Annotated in this window: 18 protein-coding genes; 9 read left to right on the top strand and 9 right to left on the bottom strand. The window is 44.5% G+C overall.

Going from position 1 to position 21,935, the window contains the following annotated elements:
* Nucleotides 1-15 precede the first annotated feature (15 nt).
* From R7Q38_RS08490 to R7Q38_RS08480, 3 genes are read left to right on the top strand one after another with little or no spacing between them, the layout of a single operon-like run.
* Nucleotides 16-1,134 (top strand): glycosyltransferase, encoded by a 1,119-nt coding sequence (locus R7Q38_RS08490; protein ID WP_239938414.1) that lies wholly within the window; start codon nt 16-18, stop codon nt 1,132-1,134.
* Nucleotides 1,127-2,317, top strand: coding sequence for a glycosyltransferase family 2 protein (locus R7Q38_RS08485; protein ID WP_239938415.1), 1,191 nt, complete (start codon nt 1,127-1,129; stop codon nt 2,315-2,317). Before R7Q38_RS08490 ends, R7Q38_RS08485 begins: the two co-directional genes overlap by 8 nt.
* A 10-nt stretch (nt 2,318-2,327) precedes the next feature.
* Nucleotides 2,328-2,966, top strand: a complete 639-nt coding sequence (locus R7Q38_RS08480; protein ID WP_005377654.1) for a sugar transferase — start codon at nt 2,328-2,330, stop codon at nt 2,964-2,966.
* Between the two features lie 19 nt (nt 2,967-2,985).
* Here R7Q38_RS08480 and R7Q38_RS08475 read toward each other — a convergent pair whose 3' ends face one another.
* The 5 genes from R7Q38_RS08475 to hrpA form a co-directional block, all read right to left on the bottom strand.
* Nucleotides 2,986-3,375, bottom strand: coding sequence for an ATP-binding protein (locus R7Q38_RS08475; RefSeq protein ID WP_005377656.1), 390 nt, complete (start codon nt 3,373-3,375; stop codon nt 2,986-2,988).
* Nucleotides 3,376-3,501: 126 nt separating this feature from the next.
* On the bottom strand, nt 3,502-5,082 hold the full coding sequence (locus R7Q38_RS08470) for a BCCT family transporter (protein WP_005377659.1): 1,581 nt from the start codon (nt 5,080-5,082) through the stop codon (nt 3,502-3,504).
* 362 nt (nt 5,083-5,444) lie between these two features.
* On the bottom strand, nt 5,445-5,960 hold the full coding sequence (locus R7Q38_RS08465; protein ID WP_005377661.1) for an outer membrane beta-barrel protein: 516 nt from the start codon (nt 5,958-5,960) through the stop codon (nt 5,445-5,447).
* Nucleotides 5,961-6,159: 199 nt separating this feature from the next.
* A complete protein-coding gene (locus R7Q38_RS08460) occupies nt 6,160-6,639 on the bottom strand; it encodes an outer membrane beta-barrel protein (protein WP_238844466.1) in 480 nt (159 codons plus the stop codon).
* Nucleotides 6,640-6,821: 182 nt separating this feature from the next.
* Complete coding sequence (gene hrpA / locus R7Q38_RS08455) at nt 6,822-10,808, bottom strand: ATP-dependent RNA helicase HrpA (RefSeq protein ID WP_262643109.1); 3,987 nt, start codon at nt 10,806-10,808, stop codon at nt 6,822-6,824.
* 185 nt (nt 10,809-10,993) lie between these two features.
* Between hrpA and R7Q38_RS08450 the strand changes: the two genes are divergently transcribed.
* Complete coding sequence (locus tag R7Q38_RS08450) at nt 10,994-11,578, top strand: FMN-dependent NADH-azoreductase (RefSeq protein ID WP_005377667.1); 585 nt, start codon at nt 10,994-10,996, stop codon at nt 11,576-11,578.
* 94 nt (nt 11,579-11,672) lie between these two features.
* Here R7Q38_RS08450 and R7Q38_RS08445 read toward each other — a convergent pair whose 3' ends face one another.
* Entirely contained in the window at nt 11,673-11,960 is a 288-nt protein-coding gene (locus tag R7Q38_RS08445) for a hypothetical protein (protein ID WP_005389458.1), read from the bottom strand.
* A gap of 164 nt (nt 11,961-12,124) precedes the next feature.
* Nucleotides 12,125-13,429 (bottom strand): MipA/OmpV family protein, encoded by a 1,305-nt coding sequence (locus tag R7Q38_RS08440; RefSeq protein ID WP_033905356.1) that lies wholly within the window; start codon nt 13,427-13,429, stop codon nt 12,125-12,127.
* A gap of 235 nt (nt 13,430-13,664) precedes the next feature.
* Between R7Q38_RS08440 and R7Q38_RS08435 the strand changes: the two genes are divergently transcribed.
* The 3 genes from R7Q38_RS08435 (at nt 13,665) to R7Q38_RS08425 (ending at nt 16,596) form a co-directional block, all read left to right on the top strand.
* On the top strand, nt 13,665-14,015 hold the full coding sequence (locus R7Q38_RS08435) for a hypothetical protein (protein WP_017634942.1): 351 nt from the start codon (nt 13,665-13,667) through the stop codon (nt 14,013-14,015).
* 9 nt (nt 14,016-14,024) lie between these two features.
* Nucleotides 14,025-15,965, top strand: a complete 1,941-nt coding sequence (locus R7Q38_RS08430; RefSeq protein WP_318114189.1) for an alkaline phosphatase D family protein — start codon at nt 14,025-14,027, stop codon at nt 15,963-15,965.
* A 190-nt stretch (nt 15,966-16,155) separates the two neighbouring features.
* Nucleotides 16,156-16,596, top strand: a complete 441-nt coding sequence (locus tag R7Q38_RS08425; protein WP_017820644.1) for a TerB family tellurite resistance protein — start codon at nt 16,156-16,158, stop codon at nt 16,594-16,596.
* A gap of 241 nt (nt 16,597-16,837) precedes the next feature.
* Here R7Q38_RS08425 and R7Q38_RS08420 read toward each other — a convergent pair whose 3' ends face one another.
* Nucleotides 16,838-17,368 carry a 3'-5' exonuclease gene (locus R7Q38_RS08420; RefSeq protein WP_005377684.1) on the bottom strand — a complete coding sequence of 177 codons (531 nt, stop codon included), beginning with the start codon at nt 17,366-17,368 and terminating at the stop codon, nt 16,838-16,840.
* Between the two features lie 83 nt (nt 17,369-17,451).
* Nucleotides 17,452-18,993, bottom strand: a complete 1,542-nt coding sequence (locus R7Q38_RS08415) for a diguanylate cyclase domain-containing protein (RefSeq protein ID WP_239938416.1) — start codon at nt 18,991-18,993, stop codon at nt 17,452-17,454.
* 291 nt (nt 18,994-19,284) lie between these two features.
* Between R7Q38_RS08415 and R7Q38_RS08410 the strand changes: the two genes are divergently transcribed.
* Together R7Q38_RS08410 and R7Q38_RS08405 are read left to right on the top strand one after the other, a co-directional pair.
* Nucleotides 19,285-19,917 carry a DUF2760 domain-containing protein gene (locus R7Q38_RS08410; RefSeq protein WP_017634945.1) on the top strand — a complete coding sequence of 211 codons (633 nt, stop codon included), beginning with the start codon at nt 19,285-19,287 and terminating at the stop codon, nt 19,915-19,917.
* On the top strand, nt 19,917-21,881 hold the full coding sequence (locus tag R7Q38_RS08405) for an Hsp70 family protein (protein WP_239938417.1): 1,965 nt from the start codon (nt 19,917-19,919) through the stop codon (nt 21,879-21,881). Before R7Q38_RS08410 ends, R7Q38_RS08405 begins: the two co-directional genes overlap by 1 nt.
* The last annotated feature ends 54 nt before the right edge of the window (nt 21,882-21,935 follow it).

The following is a 21,935-nucleotide window of genomic DNA, read 5'->3' as shown; positions in this document are numbered from 1 at the left end:
AACGAGGGTTTGAAAATGGAAGTCAGACAAAAGCACAATAACACTGAGCACAGCAAAAAAGTGATATTACACGTCGTGCAACACTTAGCTCCTGGTGGTTTAGAAACGCTCGTACTAGAAATGCTTCGTTTTGCGCAGCCAAACCATTCCGTTTTTGTCGTGAGCTTAGAAGGAAGCAAAGAACATGCACTACAAGGCTGGCAAAAACTATTGCCCTACCAAGGCCAACTGCACTTTCTTAATAAGAAACCTGGATTCAGCGGAAAAACCATCAGTACGCTGACTTCCATGCTCAAAGGACTTAAGCCTGACGTGGTCCACACCCATCATATCGGCCCACTTCTGTATGGTGGTATTGCTGCACGTTTAGCGCACGTACCTGTAGTGATTCATACCGAGCACGACGCATGGCACCTTAATAACAAAAAATCAGCTCGACTACAGTCCCTTTTGCTAACGATGATCCGCCCGCAAGTAGTTGCCGATGCTAACTTTGTCGCCCATCAAATACAGACTAAGTTAAAGTATCGCAAAGTTTGTACTATCCATAACGGGATTGACTGTCAGAAGTTTAAAAGCGGTGACCAAACGGCAACAAGACACTTGTTTGAACTTCCAACCGACAAAATCGTGATTGGCGTTGCCGGGCGTCTAGAAGCAGTTAAAGGCCATAAAGTGCTTATCGAAGCATTCTCTCATCTTACGCCAAACACACATCTAGCCATTGCTGGAGATGGTTCTCAGCGAGCTCAATTGGAAGCACAAGTTAGAACGTTAAAACTTGAAGATCGAGTAACCTTTTTAGGCTTGGTCGACGATATGCCCAGCTTTTACCAAAGCCTAGACTTGTTTTGCTTACCATCACTTCAAGAGGGATTTCCTCTCTCAACCCTCGAGGCTCAAGCATGTGACATTCCTTGCGTCGCGACGGATGTTGGCGGCGTGAAAGAGACGCTCTGTCCGAACAACAGCACACTGGTTGAAGCAAATCGCGTGTTTTCGTTGGCCGAAGCGTTATCACAACAACTGGAATCATCACACCGTTCTCCTCGAACTTTTATTCTCAAACACTTTGATATCAGAGACATGGTGAGTCGCTACTCACGTTTGGCCAAGGAGGCTAGCTATGAATGATTTACTTTGGATTATAGGGTTTGGTTTATCCGCGTTTTTGATTGTCTATCATCACGTTGGGTACCCACTGCTCCTTAAATGGCTTCCTTTAAAACAGCAAGCCGAAACCAAAGCACCATTTGTAGAGCGAGCTTACAAAGCCTCCAAAACAGACAGCCAGCTACCCTCTATTACTGTCATCGTGCCCGCCTACAATGAAGCACAATGGATAGCAGAGAAGATCCGTAACCTTGCGAGCCTAGACTACCCGAGGGATAAATTAAGAGTAGTGATCGCATGTGATGGCTGCACAGATAACACAGCCGAGATTGCTCAAGCGACAATTCAAGAAGCAATCTGCTCTGATACTCTGTTCATTATTAATGATCACCAAGTCAATCGCGGTAAAGTTGCCCTACTCAACGAAGAAATGCGTCATGTTAGCTCGGACATTACCGCACTGAGTGACACGTCGGCATTGATTTCTTGCGATTCTTTGTTGCTAGCTAGTCAGCATTATCAAAATGAGAACGTTGGAGTGGTTAACGCAACATATCAAATAATGAGTACTGATAACCAAGGTGAAGCGGCGTATTGGCAATACCAGTCTCGAGTAAAGCACCAAGAATCCTTGTTAGGTTCAACGATTGGTTCCCACGGTGCGTTTTACACTTTCAGAACTCACTTATTTGAACCACTGGAAGTTAGCACCATTAATGACGACTTTATTCTCCCTATGAGAATCGTTTTGCGAGGCTATAGCGCTATTTACGAGCCAAACATGCTGGCTCTTGAACTCGAGCAGAGCTCAGACGACGCAGATTTCAAACGACGCCTAAGAATTTCAGCAGGTAACATGCAGCAGCTCATGCAATTAAAGAAATTACTACTACCTCGCTATCGTGGCACTGCCTTTGCATTTCTATCGGGAAAGGTCCTGCGCTTAGCAACACCCTATTTGATGATTGTTTGCTTTATTTGCTCACTACTACTGGCACACAATCCGCTGTTTCAAGTAATGCTGTTCGCACAAGTTGGTATTTATAGCATCGCGCTTATCACTTACTTGATGCCAGCACTTAACACAATTAAACCTTTTAAGCTGATTAGTTACATCGTCATTGGTCATCTCGCCAACTTTATCGGCGGTATGAAATATTTACTCGGAATGGAAAATGGACGTTGGAAACGCGTCAACCAATAAGGAAAGCATCATGAAAAACTCACGCTACGATTCAAATGTATGCCACGCGAAAAGAACGTTTGATGTACTGGTTGCAATGCTTATTTTGGTCGTCACTGCACCACTATTCCCATTTATCGCGCTAGCGATCAAAACCACATCGAAAGGCCCTGTGATTTATCGCCAATTGCGAGTAGGACGCTGCACACCAGAAAAAATGGATCTTTTTCAAATCATGAAGTTTCGCACCATGTATATTGATGCAGAGCAACGCTCTGGCGCAGTATGGGCAACTGAAAATGATCCCCGCATCACGCCAGTAGGACGCTTTTTACGCAAAACGCGTTTAGATGAACTACCTCAACTGTTTAATGTGTTGAGAGGTGAAATGTCGATGATTGGGCCGCGCCCAGAACGCCCAGCTTTCTACCAGAAATTAGAAGATGAAATCCCCTATTTTGTAGAGCGCACATATGGCGTGTTACCGGGTATCACAGGCTTAGCTCAGGTTAACCAAGGCTATGATGCATGCATTGAAGATGTAAGACGCAAAGTTGGGTTTGACCACAGTTACGCACTAAGCTTAGGTTCGTTTTACTCTTGGATTTCAATGGACCTTTCAATCATGAGCAAAACATTCGTTGTGATGATTGACGGACGAGGTCAATAACTTCCGGTTCTGGTAACGGTCACTCTTGCCACTGGCGGCGCATCTTTTCTATCGTCGCTGGTGGCACGTCATGAATGCTTTGATACGCTCCGTGACACACTTTAATTTCCACCTCGATGCGCTTCTTCATGCAGTAGTCCATGTAACGCTTCATCTCCCAATGTCGAACAAACGTATTGCTCACAATCACGACTCTCCCTTTGTTCAACCACTTTCTAGTTTGCTGAAAACACCACTCATGCGCTTGAGGTAATTGAACCGGTTCAAAGTGATAATCACCTTCATCATTTTCAAAATACATGTCAGCTTCAAAATGCTTAGCACCAAGCTCTATTGCCAGTTGTTTTGCTAAGGTTGTTTTACCTGAACCCGGAAGTCCACGAATAAGAATGAGTTTAGCCAGTGACATAATGCAGTTTAATGAGGTGGAAATAAGCCTAAACTGTAACGAAATTATTGGAAAAGAAAAGTAGAAATAAAAAATGCCGAGCACATTAGGCTCGGCATTTAAACTCAATCATGGATCGCGTTGTATTTATTTGTAAGCTGGCAGTTCAGTTCTTAACCCTTTCACCAAACTGACACACATCAACAGCAGAACAAAAGTAAACGGTAATCCTGTTGCAACAACGCCTGATTGCAATGCTTGCAGGGCTTCTTTACCACCAACCCAAAGCATTACGGCTGCAATTGCACCTTCAATACACGCCCAGAAAATGCGTTGCGGTACTGGTGCATCAATCTTACCACCGGCGGTAATACTATCGATAACCAGCGAGCCAGAGTCTGACGATGTAATAAAGAATACCAGAATCAGCACGATAGAAAGCATTGAAATCACTGAGCTGTACGGAAGCGCATCGTAAACATGGAACAGAGTCAATGAAATATCAGTTAGGCCATTTGCACCTAGCTCACCAACTTTATTCACCACTTGGTCAAGCGCGATACCACCAAACACAGACATCCAAATCAAAGTAACAACTGTAGGAATAACGATGACTGCGAATAAGAATTCTCGAACCGTACGACCTTTAGACACACGCGCGATAAACATACCAACAAACGGTGACCAAGATACCCACCAAGCCCAGTAGAATACCGTCCAGCCGTGCATCCAAGTTTCATCTTCACGACCGTGAGGGTTACTCAATGGAATAATATTTTCAATGTAAGCCATTGTTGTGTCGCGTAGCGAGCTCCACGCCGTATCAAACGTGATGAAGGTAATGAAAATAAGCAGCGCAAACGCAACCACCATATTGACGTTACTCAGTAGCTTAACACCACCATCAATACCACGAATCACTGATAGCACCGCGATAAAGGTAACGAAGGTGATCACAATCATTTGTGTACCAATGCCGCCTTCTAGACCAAAGACATGGTTAATACCACTGGTCGCCTGCTGAGCACCCAGACCTAGCGACGTTGCAAGACCAAATAGCGTCGACAAAACGGCAAGGATATCAATAACGTGACCTAACCAGCCCCATGCACGGTCACCAAAAATTGGATAGAACGCCGCGCGCAATGAAAGTGGTAAACCTTTGTTAAATGCAAAAAACGCTAATGCTAGTGCAACGAGTGCGTAAATACTCCAACCATGCACACCCCAGTGGAACATAGTGGCACCCATCGCGAGGGATTTTGCTTCTTCGGTGTATGGTACTGCGTTCAGTGGCATTCCCCACCAATCAGTGAAATACGCGGTCGGCTCAGCCACACTCCAGAACAGAAGACCAATACCCATACCCGCGGCGAAAAGCATCGACAACCAAGAAACGGTTGAGTGATCCGGCGTTGCTTCTTTGCCACCTAAGCGGATTTTACCTAGCGGAGAAAAAAGAAGAGCAACGGCGAACAATAAGAAGAAGTTTGTCGACCACATAAAAAACGCATCAAACTGTTCGATAATTCCGTTTTTTAGACCGTTTAATACGTCTCGAGCAGTGGTTGGCTCAACAAGAAGAAGTGAAATCAGACAGAAAACAACGAGCCCCGCACTAATGCCAAAAACCGGGTTATGTATATCGAATCCCCACTTTTGAACGTTATCCTGTCCAACCTGATAATCGGTTGTATCAATACTATATTTTTTAAATGCATTATCCATAAATACAAATTTAACGTGAATTTGAAACGCCCCTCAGGTGAGAAGAACTCCAATACCGCCCTCCATTAATTTGAACTCTAAAGTTTTAAAGCGGGACGAATTTTAGCAGCAATCACATATTTTTGCAAAAAGTCGTGGTTTATTGCATTTTAGGCTCAATTCGAGACAAATGAAGAGGAAATAATATCAACACAAAAATTACGAGGTCTAACGATTGATTTTGTCGTAGGTTGTAGACTAGAAAAGACACAAGAAATACTTAAGTTCATAGCCAGTCACTGCGCAAATAGAGAAGACCTGCGCTGATTTGGTTTCACAATTAACGACGAAACCAAATCAGCAAACCTTTCATCCAGCGAGCGTTATAAGAAATGGAAGGTGATGTTCCCTGTTACGCTGCTAACGGTATCGCTATCGCCTTCAATATCCACGCCAAACGCTTGATAACTCGCGCCCACAGACACATTGTCAAGCAAGAAGTATTCGGCACCAACACCATACATATAAGAGACGCCATCATCTTTGTCTAAGTTTCTAAGTCCACCGTCATAATCAACGTTGAATGCATTGATGCCGCCTTTTGCGTAAACGTGTAACGGGCCGAAGTCGATACTAGGTTTCGCCGCTAAATAGAATGAATCAAAATCAGCACTACCCCTGCTGCCACTCAAAGATAAATCCACTTTGCCGTGGTTAAAGTAGCCTGCCTCAATGCCAATGAATGGCAAAATACCAGTACCGACATGAATACCATAAGTTGTATCATTTTCGCTGTCGATATCGGACTGACCAATTTGGCCACCAGCGTAAATCCAAGAGTCAGCCATTGCTGACGTTGAGCACAACGTTAGAGCGAATAACGAGAGTGTTTTTTTCATACTATCCCTTCCTGATCGATTCCTAAGCGAAACATTACGCAAATATGCGCATTTAATCGCCACTATATATTGGAAAGCATAGGCATTTTAAGACTCTAAAAGTGAATAATTTATGTTCAACTTTTGTTTTGTGACTTCCAGACAAAAAAACACCGACATAAAGCCGGTGTGTTTCATATGGTGTTAGAAAGCTTGACGCTTATAGGAAATGTAGTGTTGCGTTAACAGAGAACGTGCTGATATCGTCTTTACCAGCAGTGTAGTTCATGTAGCTAGCACCAACAGACATTGGGCCAAAAATGAAGTACTCAGCACCCACACCGTACATTAGGTCCAAATCGTCATCGTCTTTGCCGCCTTTCACTTTTTTGTCCCACTGATGGAAACCACCTTTTGCGTACACGTGTAGCGGACCGAAGTCGATACTTGGCTTAAGTGCTGCGTAGTAAGAAGTTAGCTTAGTGTCTTGACCATTTACGTTGAACTCACCGTGCTGTGTTAAACCAGCTTCAACACCAATGATAGGTAGAATGCCTGTACCAACGTGAACAGAGTATGATGTGTCCGTCTCACCTTTGTAGTCAGACTGACCTACTGTTGCACCACCGTAAATCCAAGAATCCGCCATTGCCGCAGAAGATGCGCCAAGTAGCGCCACTGCTAATAGAGTTTTTTTCATCATCTACCTTTACTCTTTATTATTCCCACGTCTGCATAACTCAGTCGTTGGTACTACAAATAAAGGGAGGCGAACTATTGCCTCCCAGAACTAAAAAATAATGCTTATTGAGTTACTAGCAATTAGTGTACCAGCAACTTCTTAAGCGATAATTACAAATCTGACACTATTTTACTGGTTGATTAGCAAGCATCAATCGCGTTTTTGACTCGTTTATCAGAAACAGGATAAGGAGTGCCTAATTGTTGAGCAAAGTAACTCACGCGAAGTTCTTCAACCATCCAACGCACTTCTTTTACATTTTCAGGAATGGCCACACCTTTCGGGATCTTGTTCAGCAACTCTTTATAGTCTTGAGTCACAGATTCAATCTTCAGCATATGTAAACGATCTTTGTTTGGATCGATTGGCAACTTCTCCATACGGCGCTCTATCGCGCGCATGTAGCGAAGAATATCCGGCAAGCGCTTCCAGCCACATTCCGTTGCAAAGCCTTTGAAGATCAAGCCTTCAATTTGTGCTTTGATATCGGACAGAGCAAACGCCATTGTGAAGTCGATCTTGCCTTTTAGCTTCTTATTGATGCTAAACGCCGTGGTCAGAATAGTCTCAACCTGTTGAGCAATCTCTACAACGGTGTCACCCAATTCAGCACGAACGTGTTCTTTCAACGCTTCGAACTTCTCTGGCTCCCAAACTAAACCACCCTGCTCTTCAATAAGCTTATCGACACCACAGGCAATGCAGTCATCTATCAGATCAAGCACTTTGCCGTATGGATTAAAGTACAGACCCAGCTTCGATTTGTTCGGTAAGTTGGCGTGCAAATATTTAATTGGCGACGGTACGTTCAATAAAATTAGGCGACGCTGACCAGCACGCATTGCCGTTATCTGCTCGTACTCTGTTTCGTAGAGTTTGATTTCAACGCTGTCTTTGCTATCAACAAGTGCCGGATACGCTTTTACATCGTAGCCGCCACGTTTTTGTTGATACACTTTCGGCAATTCGCCAAAACTCCACGTATGCAGACCTTGCTGTTCGATATCGTCATCCGCAACTTTGGAAAGCGTTTCTTGAACTTTGTCTTTCAAACTTTCTTTCAGTTCATGAAGGTCTTTATGTTCCTTCAGTTTACGATTTCGATGATCAACCGCACGGAACGTGACTTTCAAGTGCTCAGGTACTTGTTCCAAGTTCCAGTCTTCACGCAGTACCTCTACGCCCGTCATGCGTCGCAACTCTTTCTCTAATGAATCTAGCAGCGGCGCTTCCATTGGCGTGACGCGTGCTAAGAATGCATCGGCATAGTTTGGCGCAGGCACAAAGTTCTTACGAATTGTCTTTGGCAACGATTTAATCAAGCTGACCACAAGCTCATGGCGCAAACCAGGGATTTGCCAATCAAAGCCCGCTGGTTCAACTTGGTTTAAAATCGGCAACGGCAAATGCACTGTGACACCGTCACTATCATCGCCTGGTTCAAATTGGTAACTCAATTTGAGCTTCAAACCATTTTGATGCCAGAAGTTCGGGTAATCCAAATCGGTCACATGGCTAGCATCACCCTTGAACAGCATCTCTTTTTCAAAGTTCAGCAGTTCCGGATTTTCTTTAGATGCCTTTTTCCACCACGTATCGAAATGCTTACCAGAAACCACTTCGGTGCCAACGCGTTGGTCATAGAAATCAAACAGCTCATCATCATCCACTAAGATGTCTCGACGACGAGATTTATGCTCAAGCTCTTCCACTTCTTGCAGAAGCTTACGGTTTTGCTTAAAGAACGCGTGTTTGGTTTCCCATTCACCCTCAACCAATGCACTACGAATGAAGATTTCGCGACTTACGGTCGAATCGATACTGCCGTAGTTGACCAAGCGTTTCGGTACGATTGGTACGCCGTAAAGCATCACTTTTTCGTGCGCCATCACCGCAGCGCGTTTCTTCGACCAATGTGGTTCGCTGTAACTGCGTTTAATAAGGTGTTTAGCTAACGGCTCAATCCATTCTGGCTGAATCTTTGCGATGATACGACCCCAAAGTTTTGAGGTTTCCACCAACTCAGCAGACATGATCCACTTAGGCTGTTTCTTGAATAGACCTGATGCAGGGAAGATATGGAAACGAGCATTACGCGCGCCTTGATATTCATTCTTTTCTTGGTCTTTCATGCCGATGTGCGACAGCAAACCAACCAAAATGGCACTGTGTACGCCATGGTAAGACGCAGGCTCATCGTTAAGTTTGAATTCCATTTCACGCATCGACTGGTGAATCTGGAAGTACACATCTTGCCACTCACGTACGCGCAAGTAGTTCAAGTAATCTTGCTTACATTGTTTGCGGAATTGGTTGCCCGTCAGCGCTTTCTGCTGCTTCTGGATGTAATCCCACAAGTTCACAAATGTCAGGAAATCCGACTCTTCATGGAAGAAACGACGATGTTTATCATCTGACGATTGTTGTTTGTCTGAAGGGCGCTCACGCGGATCTTGAATCGACAATGCCGCTGCGATGATCATCACTTCTTTTAGTGCACCATATTTTGGCGCTTCCAAAACCATACGTGCGAGACGCGGGTCGATAGGCAAGCGAGCCAATTGGCGACCAATGCTGGTTAAGCGTTTTTTCGCGTCCTTCGCTTCGGCGTTAATCGCTCCAAGCTCTTCCAACAAGCGAACACCGTCTTGGATGTTGCGTTTATCCGGCGCTTCCACAAATGGAAACGCTTGAATGTCGCCCAAGCCAAGTGCCGTCATCTGCAAGATAACCGATGCTAGGTTAGTACGCAGGATCTCAGGATCGGTAAACTCCGGACGTGACTCAAAATCTTCCTCTGAGTACAGACGGATACAGATACCCTCTTCCACACGACCACAACGACCTTTACGTTGGTTCGCGCTCGCCTGAGAAATTGGCTCAATTGGAAGGCGCTGTACTTTAGTACGGTAACTGTAACGGCTAATACGCGCTGTACCCGGATCGATCACGTATTTGATGCCCGGAACCGTCAACGAGGTTTCTGCTACGTTGGTTGCCAGTACAATTCGACGACCAGCATGCGGTTGGAAGATTTTGTTCTGTTCACCCGCCGACAAGCGCGCGTAAAGCGGCACAATTTCCGTGCTCTTCAGGTTACGTTTAGACAGTGCATCAGCGGTATCACGGATTTCACGCTCACCGTTCATGAAGATCAGGATGTCACCTAAACCTTCATCACACAGTTCGTCTACCGCTTCGAAAATACCTTCAAGCTGGTCACGATCGTTGTCGTCATCACCACTTAGTGGGCGGTAACGCGTTTCTACTGGGTAAGTACGACCTGACACTTCAATAATTGGTGCATTGTTGAAGTGTTTTGAAAAACGCTCTGGGTCGATGGTTGCCGACGTGATGATCACTTTCAAATCAGGACGACGTGGTAGCAACTCTTTCAAGTAACCCAAGATGAAATCGATGTTAAGGCTGCGCTCGTGCGCTTCATCGATAATGATGGTGTCGTATTGATTCAAGAAACGGTCGTGTTGAATCTCAGCCAGTAAGATACCGTCTGTCATCAATTTGATTTGGGTGTTTTCAGAGATCTGATCGTTGAATCGAACCTTGTAACCAACAAACTCACCCAGTTTGGTTTCCATCTCTTCGGCAATACGGTTCGCAACCGAACGCGCAGCAAGACGACGAGGCTGAGTGTGGCCAATCAGACCAAACTTACCGCGACCAAGCTCAGCACAGATTTTTGGTAGCTGAGTGGTTTTACCTGAACCGGTTTCACCCGCAACGATAACCACTTGGTTTTCTTCGATCGCTTTCGCAATGTCGTCGCGTTTTTGGCTGACTGGCAGGATTTCTGGGTATTCAATCGTTGGCTTGTAGCTGCTGCGTTGTTCCGCAACCATCATCGATTTAGCAATGTCTAATGCGATTTCATCAAACACAGCGTTACGCGCTGCGTCCTTCTTAATTTTGCTTGCACCAGAGATTCTTTTACTCAAACGAAAACGGTCGCGCATCATGCACTGATTCAGTGCTTTACGCAGAGATGCCGCGCTGTTCACTTGAGCCTGAGGTGTTTGAGCTTGTTTCGCTGTCGCCTTTTGCGCACCATTTGACGGTGTCGCTTGCTCTTCAACGGGGGTCTTTTTTGGGGGCTGTGACGAAGTCAAAGCGTTTCCTATTCTTTTCATTACAAAAACTGCGCGGATTGTATCACACAAGGTCTGCAACAAGATAACCGAAAGCTCATTCAATTTTTTCGAACATGTTAAGCGAATCGCTAGGCTTTTGAACTCACTTACCTTGCTTATAATGGCTCCCATAGTCGAAAGCACTTATTTAAGGAATAACCATTATGTCTCGTGTACTAGCTCTAAAATCAAGCATCCTTGGCGATTACTCTCAATCAAACAAATTGGTTGAAGACTTCATCAAAAATGTAGACCAAGACAAACTGACCGTTCGTGATTTGGCTGCAAACCCACTGCCAGTTTTGGACTTCGCCGTTGCCACTGCACTTCGCGCAACGGAAGATCTTTCACAAGAACAACAAGCGGTTGTCGACTTGTCTGATACCTTGATTGAAGAAGTAAAGGCCGCAGACACTTTGGTTATCGCTGCACCAATGTACAACTTCACCATTCCGACTCAGCTTAAAAACTGGATTGATTTGATTGCTCGTGCAGGCGTGACATTCAAATACACAGAAAACGGCGTTCAAGGTTTGATTGAAGGTAAAAAGGCGATTGTAGTAACGACTCGTGGTGGTATTCATAAAGATTCACCAACTGACAACGTTACGCCATACCTACGCACTGTGCTGGGTTTTGTAGGAATCACTGATGTGGAATTTGTTTACGCAGAAGCGCTAAACATGGGTGAAGATGCGGCTGCAAAAGGCATTTCAGAAGCGCAAAGCCAACTTGCAACAATGGCGTAAGTTAGAAGAAACCAGAATACAAAAGGGATTGGTTCGCGCCAATCCCTTTTTGGATCCTTATGCCTTGATCGTATTTATAGGGTCTCTTACATCGTCAAAAACGATTCACTTTCTCCAAGTTGCGTATTGCATCGAGGTAGACTTTTTCTAAAGACCGCTCAGCTTCGCTTATCATATTCTCGATCATCGCATTAAACGCGACATCGCTACGGATTTCTATATTGTCTCCCGCCTTAACGTCAAGAGAGTTGACGTACAGCACCAACCATTCATCGCCCTCCAAGTGCCCTTCTCCGTGAATGGCAAAAAAGCGTTTGGCAAATTCAGCGTTGGTACAATTTATCGCTTCAATTTGAAGATTGAATGAGGAGTCGATACTCATGGTGCTTATGCCATCCGATTCATCAGATGCATCACAAACAGCCTTAACTCTGGCACGATATACGAAATTTCTCGTTGAAAGCAGCATAGTATTATTCATCATTACTCATAATGGGCGATAAATAAGTCAGTTGCAAATCCGACCTATATGCATCTCGTGATGCGCTAAAACTCGAACTGGAAATAAATAGTATTGTAGTTGCTCCCACCTTTAATTCGCCCAAACTGCGAAGCGCTTTCAAAAATCGCCGAGCGGTGATGCAATGAATAGCCCACCCACATATTGTTCCAGCTCTTTTGGTTGAAGAGATCGCCTACATTGACATCAAACGAGAAATCTAGGTAGTTGAGCAACTTGCTTGGTGTATAACCCTTGTCTTCCATTTCTGTGCCTTCAATATAGGTAATGCTATCAATGTATGACACACCTTCCGCTACACCAAATCGCCAAGTCGTAGGCCAATTAACCGTATAATAAGCCTTAATCGCCATGACGTATTCTGTGCTCGCAGACTGAACACTGGACGACCAGTGATGAACCAACCCTGGCGTTAAATAAATATCAAGAGGAAAACCAAACAGCTCATCCGTTAATGGATGCCCATAAAACAATGAAGTAAGTTGATTGTCGTATGGGTCTTTTTCTCTCTCAAAGCTAAATATTTCACCGATGTTCGAAGGCGTCGCCCAACCATGCGCAATACGTAGATATGCTTTATTGCTCAGTGTCGGTTTCGGAGCTTTGCTTTTATCGTTGAAAAAGCCAAAACCGACAAACACTTCTCCCTGATATCGATCTTCTACAAGCTGACTGTTGTAGGCGTTATCATCTAAGCGAGTAACACTCGTCTCACCCAATAAATACAAATTTGAAGTTACATGGTAACGCGCTTTAATACCAAGATTGGTGTCAAGCCCAGCTCCAATTCTCTCGCCAGTAATATCCTTAAAGGAATAATATTCACTATTGAAATCAGCGTCTTTGTATCGAATCGTAATCGATGGCTCTAATTCCCAATCACCAAATACATAATTAGCAGCAAGGCGGTAATTAGAGTGAAACTGGAGTTCGTCGTCCGTCATCAACTCTACTTCTGCGCGCCAAGTGTCGTTAATGCTATAACGCACTTGCCCACCGAAATCGACTCTGTCCCCTTCATTAGCATTTTGTAGCGACATGGGAATATCGACAAATCTCAATCGCATGAGTGCGCTCGCGCGCCAGTCGGAATCACTCTCGTTATACAAAAAAGCGCCACCTTCAATGCCATTGATATACACATGTTCGTTTTCAAAGAACATCATTGGTACAAATGTACTCACCGTAGAGTCATTATCGGCGGTGTAAAACGGAATCGATGCTGTGCGATACATCGCAGCAATCCCCCACGTTTGTTCGTCTGCACCATGCGCAGAAGAAACTGCCGCAGCTAAAGGTAAAGCGAGTGTTGTTAGAATTAATCTCTTCATGAGTTCGAAAAATGTTGGTTGAGAAGCAGGCAAACATCAATGATTTGCCATTAAAAGCTTATGTTCTGCTGATGATAGCCGTTACAATGGCAAATGTTGTCATCCTCGTGACAGTTTGAGTCCCAAGATCATATTAATATTGCACGACTAGGTGAGCTTGTTTGCGAATATTTTACCATTACAACAAGCGCTTAAACTCTAGCTTAGTTCTAAATCAAACATAATGAAGTAAAAAGTGAAAGCATCAGAACTCATCTCTACCTTGAATCATTTACCCGCAGACACAGACCCAGACATTGTGATGGGAGAAGCATGGCTGCCAGAGAGGTTGATAGGGACTCAACTCGATGGTGACATGTTGTTTTTGCACTTTGATAATGCACCAGAAGATGGTCAAGGTGACGAAGAAGGGCGTGGCTTCGTCGAACACGAAATCGACCTAATTAGAACTCGGCTTCAGCAAATTTTGGATGAAGACAGTAATAACGCGTCAAAAGCCGATGCGATGCTTGGTTTGTTCCTTATGGGACATGAACTTAGTAGCTCGCAAGTTATCGAAATATTAGAAGAAGAAGCTGACACATAAGGAGCCGTTTTGCCAGCATTGATGAACACGACTGAAATTTCTTCACTTCCTCTTGTCGTTGCAGGTCCGATCCTACGTAAAGTGACCGCAACTGAAATCAATATTTGGCTAGTCACCACCCAACGCTTGGAGGGTATGGTGCAAATTACGGATGAAAATGCCTCCATCCTTTATCAAGCCCCTTTAAGTGAACAAAAAGAACAGCTTCAAATCGGCCTCAATGCGTGGTGTTGCTTACTTAAATTAGAAGGCGAGTTTCCAACCCATCAAGCGTTACGCTATCAAATAAAAACGCAATATGGATTAGTGACGGAACTGCTCCCTCACCTGACTTATGAGCGAGATAATACGCCAAACTTGGGTATTGAGTTCCTCGTTAGTGAAAAAGCGGATTATCTCCTACATGGCTCTTGCCGTAATCCCCATCACTTCAGTGATGATACATTGGTCGCTGCGGATCATAAAATCGCGTCTCAATCCATTGAAGAAAGACCGGATATGCTCATCATGAGTGGTGATCAAATCTATGCAGACCATGTTGCAGGCCCCACTCTCGATGCCATTGAGCAAGTCATAGCTTTATTGGGTTTGCCAGGCGAAGAATTCGATCAAGCTCCGATAAAAAATACCAATGAGCTCTACCAACACCCTGCTTGCTATTATGGTCGAGATAAATTGTTGCCTCATTATGTGAGTGATGACAGTTTACTAAGTAAGTTTTTTCCACACCGAGAGACACCAATATTCAGCGCCAAAGAGTGTGAGAATCACCTAATAAGCTTTGCTGAGTGCTTTGCAATGTACTTATTGGTTTGGTCTCCGACCTTGTGGAAGCTTGTTCGAACGGATCGTTTGTTAGAAAACGAATTTACTGTCGGCGGAGAAGTTCTTGAACCCAAATGGCAGCAGCAATGGCGCGAAGAAAAAAAGCAAATTGATAAATTCGTCGCAGGTCTGGACAAGGTTCAACGCTTACTCGCTCACATTCCAACCTATATGATTTTTGATGATCACGATGTCACCGACGATTGGAATCTCACCATAGGCTGGGAACAAGCCGCATACAGCAACACGTTTGCAAAACGCATTATCGGTAATAGCTTGATTGCTTACTGGCTTTGCCAAGGTTGGGGAAATGCGCCAGAAAAATTCAATGATGAATTTATGAGCCTCGCTCAACGCTTTATCGATGAGCGAACCTCGCAAACCCAAGATGCATTTATTCAATATTTGTATCGCTTTGAGAATTGGCACTACACTATTCCTACGACACCAAAAGTTGTCGTGCTAGATACACGAACCAGACGCTGGCGTTCTGAGTCTAAAATGAACAAACCTTCTGGCTTAATGGACTGGGAAGCGATGATTGAGTTCCATCAGGAGCTCGTGCATCAAGACAAGGTTGTTATTGTTTCTGCCGCGCCAATGTTTGGTGTGAAATTTATCGAAGCACTACAACGTGTGGTGACCATGCTTGGTAAACCATTGATGGTTGATGCTGAAAACTGGATGGCTCACCCCGGAAGTGCGAATACTCTTATTAGTATTTTCACACACACAAAGACACCAACTAACTTTGTTATTCTCTCTGGCGACGTGCACTACTCTTTTGCATACGATATTAAGCTCCGCTATCGAAAAAACAGTCCGAATATCTATCAAATCACCTGTAGTGGAATTAAAAATCAGTTCCCTACACAACTGCTCAATATGTGTGATGGCCTAGATAGACTGCTATACAGCCCTCGCTCACCTTTAAACTGGTTCACAAAACGTAAACGACTCAAGATTTACAAACGCGCACCAAGTACGCACAACTTTTATCGCTTGGTTAACCATAGTGCCATTGGTGAGCTACGCCTTGATGATGAAGGCAAACCAAGTCAAATTAGTATTCTGACGAGTGATGGTGACGAAGTTCATTTTCCACCGACACGTGCTGAAAGCTGAGTATCAATCCCAAAATGACTTGCCCTTTGTAAGAGGCAAGTCACCTTGAACTAACTCAGGAGTTTAGGTTTTTTTGGGGAGAAAGTGGCCGTTCTTAAATGTCAACGGCGTGCTAAATTTGGTATCGCACCTTGAGATCTTCCGTATTTATTACCATGTTAACCAAATAAACAATAGCTCGGTGTTCATTATGTTTAATTCTCTCACATCATTATTTAAACAACTCATTGATGGCTCTGATTTAAGCCAAACCAACACACTTTCCCCTAACATGGCTATCGCGTGTTTGCTTTGTGAAGTTTCTGGCGCAGACCATAGTGTCGATGATAGAGAACAAGAAACAAAGCGCTCTTTATTGATGAAACTGCTTTCGTTAAATGAAGAGGAATCAAATACTTTGTTAGAGCAAGCGCAACAGAAAATAAAAGATTCCGCTTCGCTGTACGACTTTACCTCTCAACTAAGAGAACTGACTCAAGAAACTCGTTACAACTTAATCAAAAGCATGTGGGAAGTCGCTTACGCAGACGGCGAAATTGACCCGCTAGAAGACGCGGTGATCCGTAAAACAGCAGAGCTACTCTATGTTGATCACAGCGAGTTCATTCGAGCGAAGTTACAGTCTCAGTAAAGTGACGAGATGAGTATATAAGTCGCTGGCTAACTCTAAGCTACCCCTAGAATGACAACAGATATCGCTTCTGTAGCCATAAAAAAACGCGCACTCTGCGCGTTTTTCAATAAGCCAACGACATTGTTATTAAAATACTGGTCAAGGTATGTGTTTAGCTCTTTCCACACTAAACAGACTGCATGACAAAACAACAATGGTTGGATGGTTATTTAATTACAAGCTAGCTAGGTTCGAATAACTAAAACATGGTCAAAGCAAGCTTAGCTAAGTTGTATGCATCTACATAGCCAGAGTGTTGACGCCCTTCCCAGTCTATTCCTTTTGCTTCTTGAGCGGCTCGATGGCCTATACGTTTATCTTTAAGACGATTTTGAATACGGTAGAGTGTCGCTAAGTTGATGAACTCTGTGAACGGTGCTTCAATACCTTTTTGCTTACACTCTTCTAGAAGAATGAGGTCATCTCGCCCCCAAGATGCAAAGATTTTGTTGCGACCACCGAAGTTCTTAACCATGGATTTAAGCACTTCTTCTAGTGGGCGTCCTTGTTTTTCAATCTTACGTGGTGTGATGCCCGTTAACTCAGCGCAAAACAGAGACACTTCATCGTGTTCTGGTTTCACGTAGTATTGAGCACGCTTGACTATCTCACCTTTAGACAAATCTATTTCAGCTAACCCCACTTCGATAATTTCACCCGTGCTGCCGACGCCATTTTCGTTCCAGCAACACATTTCTAAATCGAAGCATACAATACGGTTATGGTTCATAGTTTGCCTTGGTTCCTAACATAAAAACTTAAAGCGTGCGATTCTATCGTAACACGGCGTAAAACTCGAATTTGTGCGCCCATTTAATCGCCGATCGACACATTATTACGGCCGTTTTTTTTACTCAAATAGAGTTGACTGTCCATTTTGTGATACAAGCTCTCAGGATCTTCTTCTTTATGGATAACCGCACCGATACTCAACGTACAGATGATTGACGCATCACCATAATCAAAAGCCGTACTTGCCACAACACTCCGTAACTTTTCTAGGTAAGCTTCTAGCACCGCTCTATCAATGACTTTAGAAATAATACAAAACTCGTCACCACCAGCGCGGTAAAACTTATCTCCCGGTTTTAAATTAGCACTGACCAGCTTAGTGACATGTTGCAACGCTTCATCTCCACCTAAATGGCCGTGTTTGTCATTAATCACTTTGAAGTGGTCGATATCAAAACCAACCAAGGCGAAGTTAACACCTTTGTTTATCTGATTAAGCAAGTGATCGTTGAATGCTCGGCGATTCAGTTGTTGAGTTAGAGGGTCTCGCTCTGCCATTCTTTTTAATTCAACGGTTTTGAGCTCCAACATGACCGCTAAGCGCTCTTTTTCTCGAGACTGTAAATTCACAATCCAACTGATCAAAAAGGCGATTACCAATCCGGCTAGCGTCGTGCCCGCTAAAATAGAACGCTCCCAAGCTGAGACTGCGTCAGAAAGTTTAAAGTCAATACGCCATTCACGGTTAGGCAGTTGAATGGTTCGGCTTATAACGGTTCCTCGAATGTTATCCCAGCTAGCACTTTGAAAGAGAACAGGGTCATCTGCTGCGTCGAATCCCAAGTCTTCTACGCGCACCGACATATCGAGCTCCGTCGCGGTTTTCGTAATCAAATCCTCAAAGTAAACCGTACTTCGGATAACACCGGTCACTACTCCTAATAAATATTTGTTCTCGAAGTCGAACACTGGATGGAACACCAGCAACCCAGTCTTAGGTATGGACTTGTCATAACCATCTTGCAGTAAGCGAACTTTATCCGAGACATTCGCTCGCCCATTTTCGGAAATATCATCCAAGATTAAATCGAAGCGTTTGCGCGAAAAATAGAAACCCAATAGAGAAAGGTTTTCCGGTGTTCTTGGGTAGATATCCGACGCGATAAAAATTGGCTCATTGTGTTCAAAAATGTACCCGTAGGTTTTGGGACCATCTTTAGGAACGGTAAACGGTTGGAAGTTTGGAAATTTTTGACGGGTCTTTAAAATATGTTCATCAAGATCTTCGAATTCGACCTTTTGCATCCATTGAAGCCCAATGAGACTTCGTGAGCTATTAATCACTTGTTCCGCATACATGGGAAACGATGGCCAATAGCTTCGCTCAATCGAATGGAAAAAGTTTGCGCCCGCACCAATGAACTTTAGATCATTCTCGACGTTTGCTTTAAGTGATTCTGCTTGTCGGTCGGCTAAAGTATCAAACGTCGTCTGTGTATACCGTTGCTGCATTGTATAAGCAGCACCAACTACACCAGCAGTGACACATAAAGTCGCCAAAAAAGCTAAAATAGAGTCTGAATGTCGTTTTATAAAGCTCTTATGAGCGGTGCTTTGTGTCATATCGTAATTTTTGATACTTCCGTAAGTTAAACTTCGGGATCTATTGAAATACTGCGTTAGCAATGCACAAACATCAAGCAACAACCTATATTGGGGAGTCTGATCGTCGATTTTTCACGCTGTTCGTACGGTATAGTCACGAATTATTACAGCCTTAAGCCTTGAATATGCTACCATCCGTCATCATTTTAATGTCTAAACTTGGTGCAAGATCGCAAAGACGATCGTTTTAGTGAACAAATATGAGCCAATACTGAGCACCAATAAATCAATAGAAAGAGAAAAAACGTCATGAACATTGATTTGAACCTAATTCCTCAAACGTTCGATATGCTTCACGCTGGCCTAACCGCATCGAGCGTTTTGCTTCTTCTAGTTGCAGTGTCGCGCAAATCAAAAGTGGTCGAGAAAGTGGTAGAAAAACCAGTCGAGAAAATCGTCGAGGTTGAGAAACCAGTTGAGAAGATCGTTGAAGTAGAAAAAGTAGTGGAAGTAGAGAAAGTCGTAGAGCGTGTTGTAGAAGTTGAATCAAAACTTGCAACCGCATCAACAGACTCTGCAATGCAGCTGCTTTCTATCATGCAACAAGAAGCTCGTCTGATTGACTTCTTAAAAGAAGACCTAACGTCATTCTCTGATGAAGAAGTAGGCGCAGCCGCTCGCGTAATCCACACTGGCGGTCAGAAAGTACTGAACGACTACGTGACGCTAGCGCACGTTCGTAACGAAGACGAAGAAACTCGCATTACGGTTGAAGAAGGCTTCAACCCACAAGAAATCCGCCTAACTGGCAACGTAACAGGCAGCGCGCCATTCAACGGCACGCTAGTTCACAAAGGCTGGAAAGCAACATCAATGACGTTGCCTAAACTGGCTGAGAACTACGATGCTTCTGTGATCGCTCCAGCTGAGGTTGAGCTGTAATGGAACACATGAACCAAGAAAACCATTCTCAAGAAGCGTCTGTTGAAACTCAACAGACACCTAAATTCAGTGTTGGTATCGACTTAGGTACAACACACTGTGTCATGTCTTTTGTTGATACACACAACGAAGACGCTCGCGTTGAAGTGATGCCAATCCCGCAGTTAACTGCGCCGGGTACGGTAGAGACTCGTAGCCAATTAGGCTCTTTCCTTTACCAACCACACGAACACGAAATGAACCCGCAATCACGCGTTCTTCCGTGGTCGAGCGAGCCAAAAGCTCTGGTTGGTGCGATTGCACGTAACCTAGGTTCGAAAACGCCAATTCGTCTTGTTGCAAGTGCGAAATCTTGGCTTTGCCACGCTGGTGTAAACCGTCGTGATGCTTTCCTGCCAGCAGGTAGCCCAGAAGAAGTGGAAAAAGTATCCCCTCTTCGCGCGACAGAGCTTTACCTAGAGCACCTAAAAGACGCTTGGAATCACACCAATCCAAATCACAACCTTGCCGATCAAGACGTGACTATTACGGTTCCTGCTTCTTTCGATCCTGCTGCTCGTGATCTAACAGCCGGAGCAGCACGCAACGTTGGGTTTGTGCACCTAACGCTTCTAGAAGAGCCACAAGCTGCACTTTACAACTGGATCGATAACAGCAACGACAAATGGCGCGACGAAGTTGAAGTTGGCGACATCGTACTTGTGGTCGATATCGGTGGTGGTACAACCGACCTTTCTTTGGTTGAAGTAACTGAAGACGACGGCAACCTAACTCTGAACCGTATCGCGGTAGGTGAACACATCCTACTTGGCGGTGACAACATGGATCTTGCACTTGCGTACCGCTTGAAGATGAAGCTAGCCCAAGAAGGTAAAGAGCTACAGCCATGGCAAGTTCAGGCAATGACACACGCATGTCGTGACGCGAAAGAAGCGTTATTGAACGACAGCGAACTTCAGTCAGTGCCAATCGTAGTACCAAGCCGTGGTTCTAAACTGCTTGGCGCAACGCTGAAAACAGAACTGACTCAAGAAGAAGTACAACAAACACTGGTTGATGGCTTCTTCCCTCAAGTTGCAATTACTGACCACCCTGTTCAACGTAACCGTGGTGCACTAACGCAAATGGGTCTGCCTTACGCACAAGATGCAGGCATTACTCGTCACATTGCAGCGTTCTTGTCTAAGCAAGCCAATGCTCTTTCTGCTTCAGGAAATGGCGCAGAAGCAGCCACTCAAGATTTCAACCCATTCGCTAACATGCCTGGTATGCCAGGTGCGGATGCAGCGCAATCGGCTGACTTCATCAAGCCAACCGCAATCCTATTCAACGGTGGTGTTCTGAAATCGAAACTCCTAGCAACTCGTCTAGAAGACACGATCAACGAATGGTTAATTGAAGCAGATGCAGAAATGGCGAAGCGCCTAACAGGTGTGGATCTAGACCTTGCAGTTGCTAGCGGTGCGGCTTACTACGGCTCTGTACGTCGTGGTCAAGGCGTTCGTATCCGTGGTGGTATTGCTTCGGCGTACTACGTGGGTATCGAAAGTGCGATGCCTGCGATTCCTGGCATGGCGCCTCCAATGGAAGCACTTTGCGTTGCACCATTTGGTATGGAAGAAGGTTCCAGCGTTGACGTACCAAGCCAAGAGTTTGGTTTGATCATCGGTCAGCCGGTTAACTTCCAATTCTTTGGCTCAACGGTTCGTCGTGATGACCTAGCAGGTACTCACCTAGACTACTGGGCACCAGAAGAGCTTGAAGAGCTTCCAGAGATCCAAGTAACGCTGCCTGTATCTGAAGGTCGTCGTGAAGGCGAAGTGGTTCCAGTAACCCTAGCCTCTCGCGTCACTGAGCTTGGTACGCTTTACTTAGAAGCCATTGCCGCTGATAACGGTCAAAAATGGCATGTTGAGTTCGATGTGCGCGAAGACGCGAAAAGCAACTCAAACGAAGAAGAATAAATAGAAATCAAACGGCATCCAATCGGGTGCCGTTTTTAAATACACGAAGGTTTG

The organism is Vibrio sp. Vb0598, from assembly GCF_033338935.1.
GTDB classification, from domain to species: Bacteria; Pseudomonadota; Gammaproteobacteria; order Enterobacterales; family Vibrionaceae; genus Vibrio; species Vibrio alginolyticus.
Note: the sequence above shows the minus strand (reverse complement) of the source record. Positions and strands in the feature narration are given on the sequence as shown.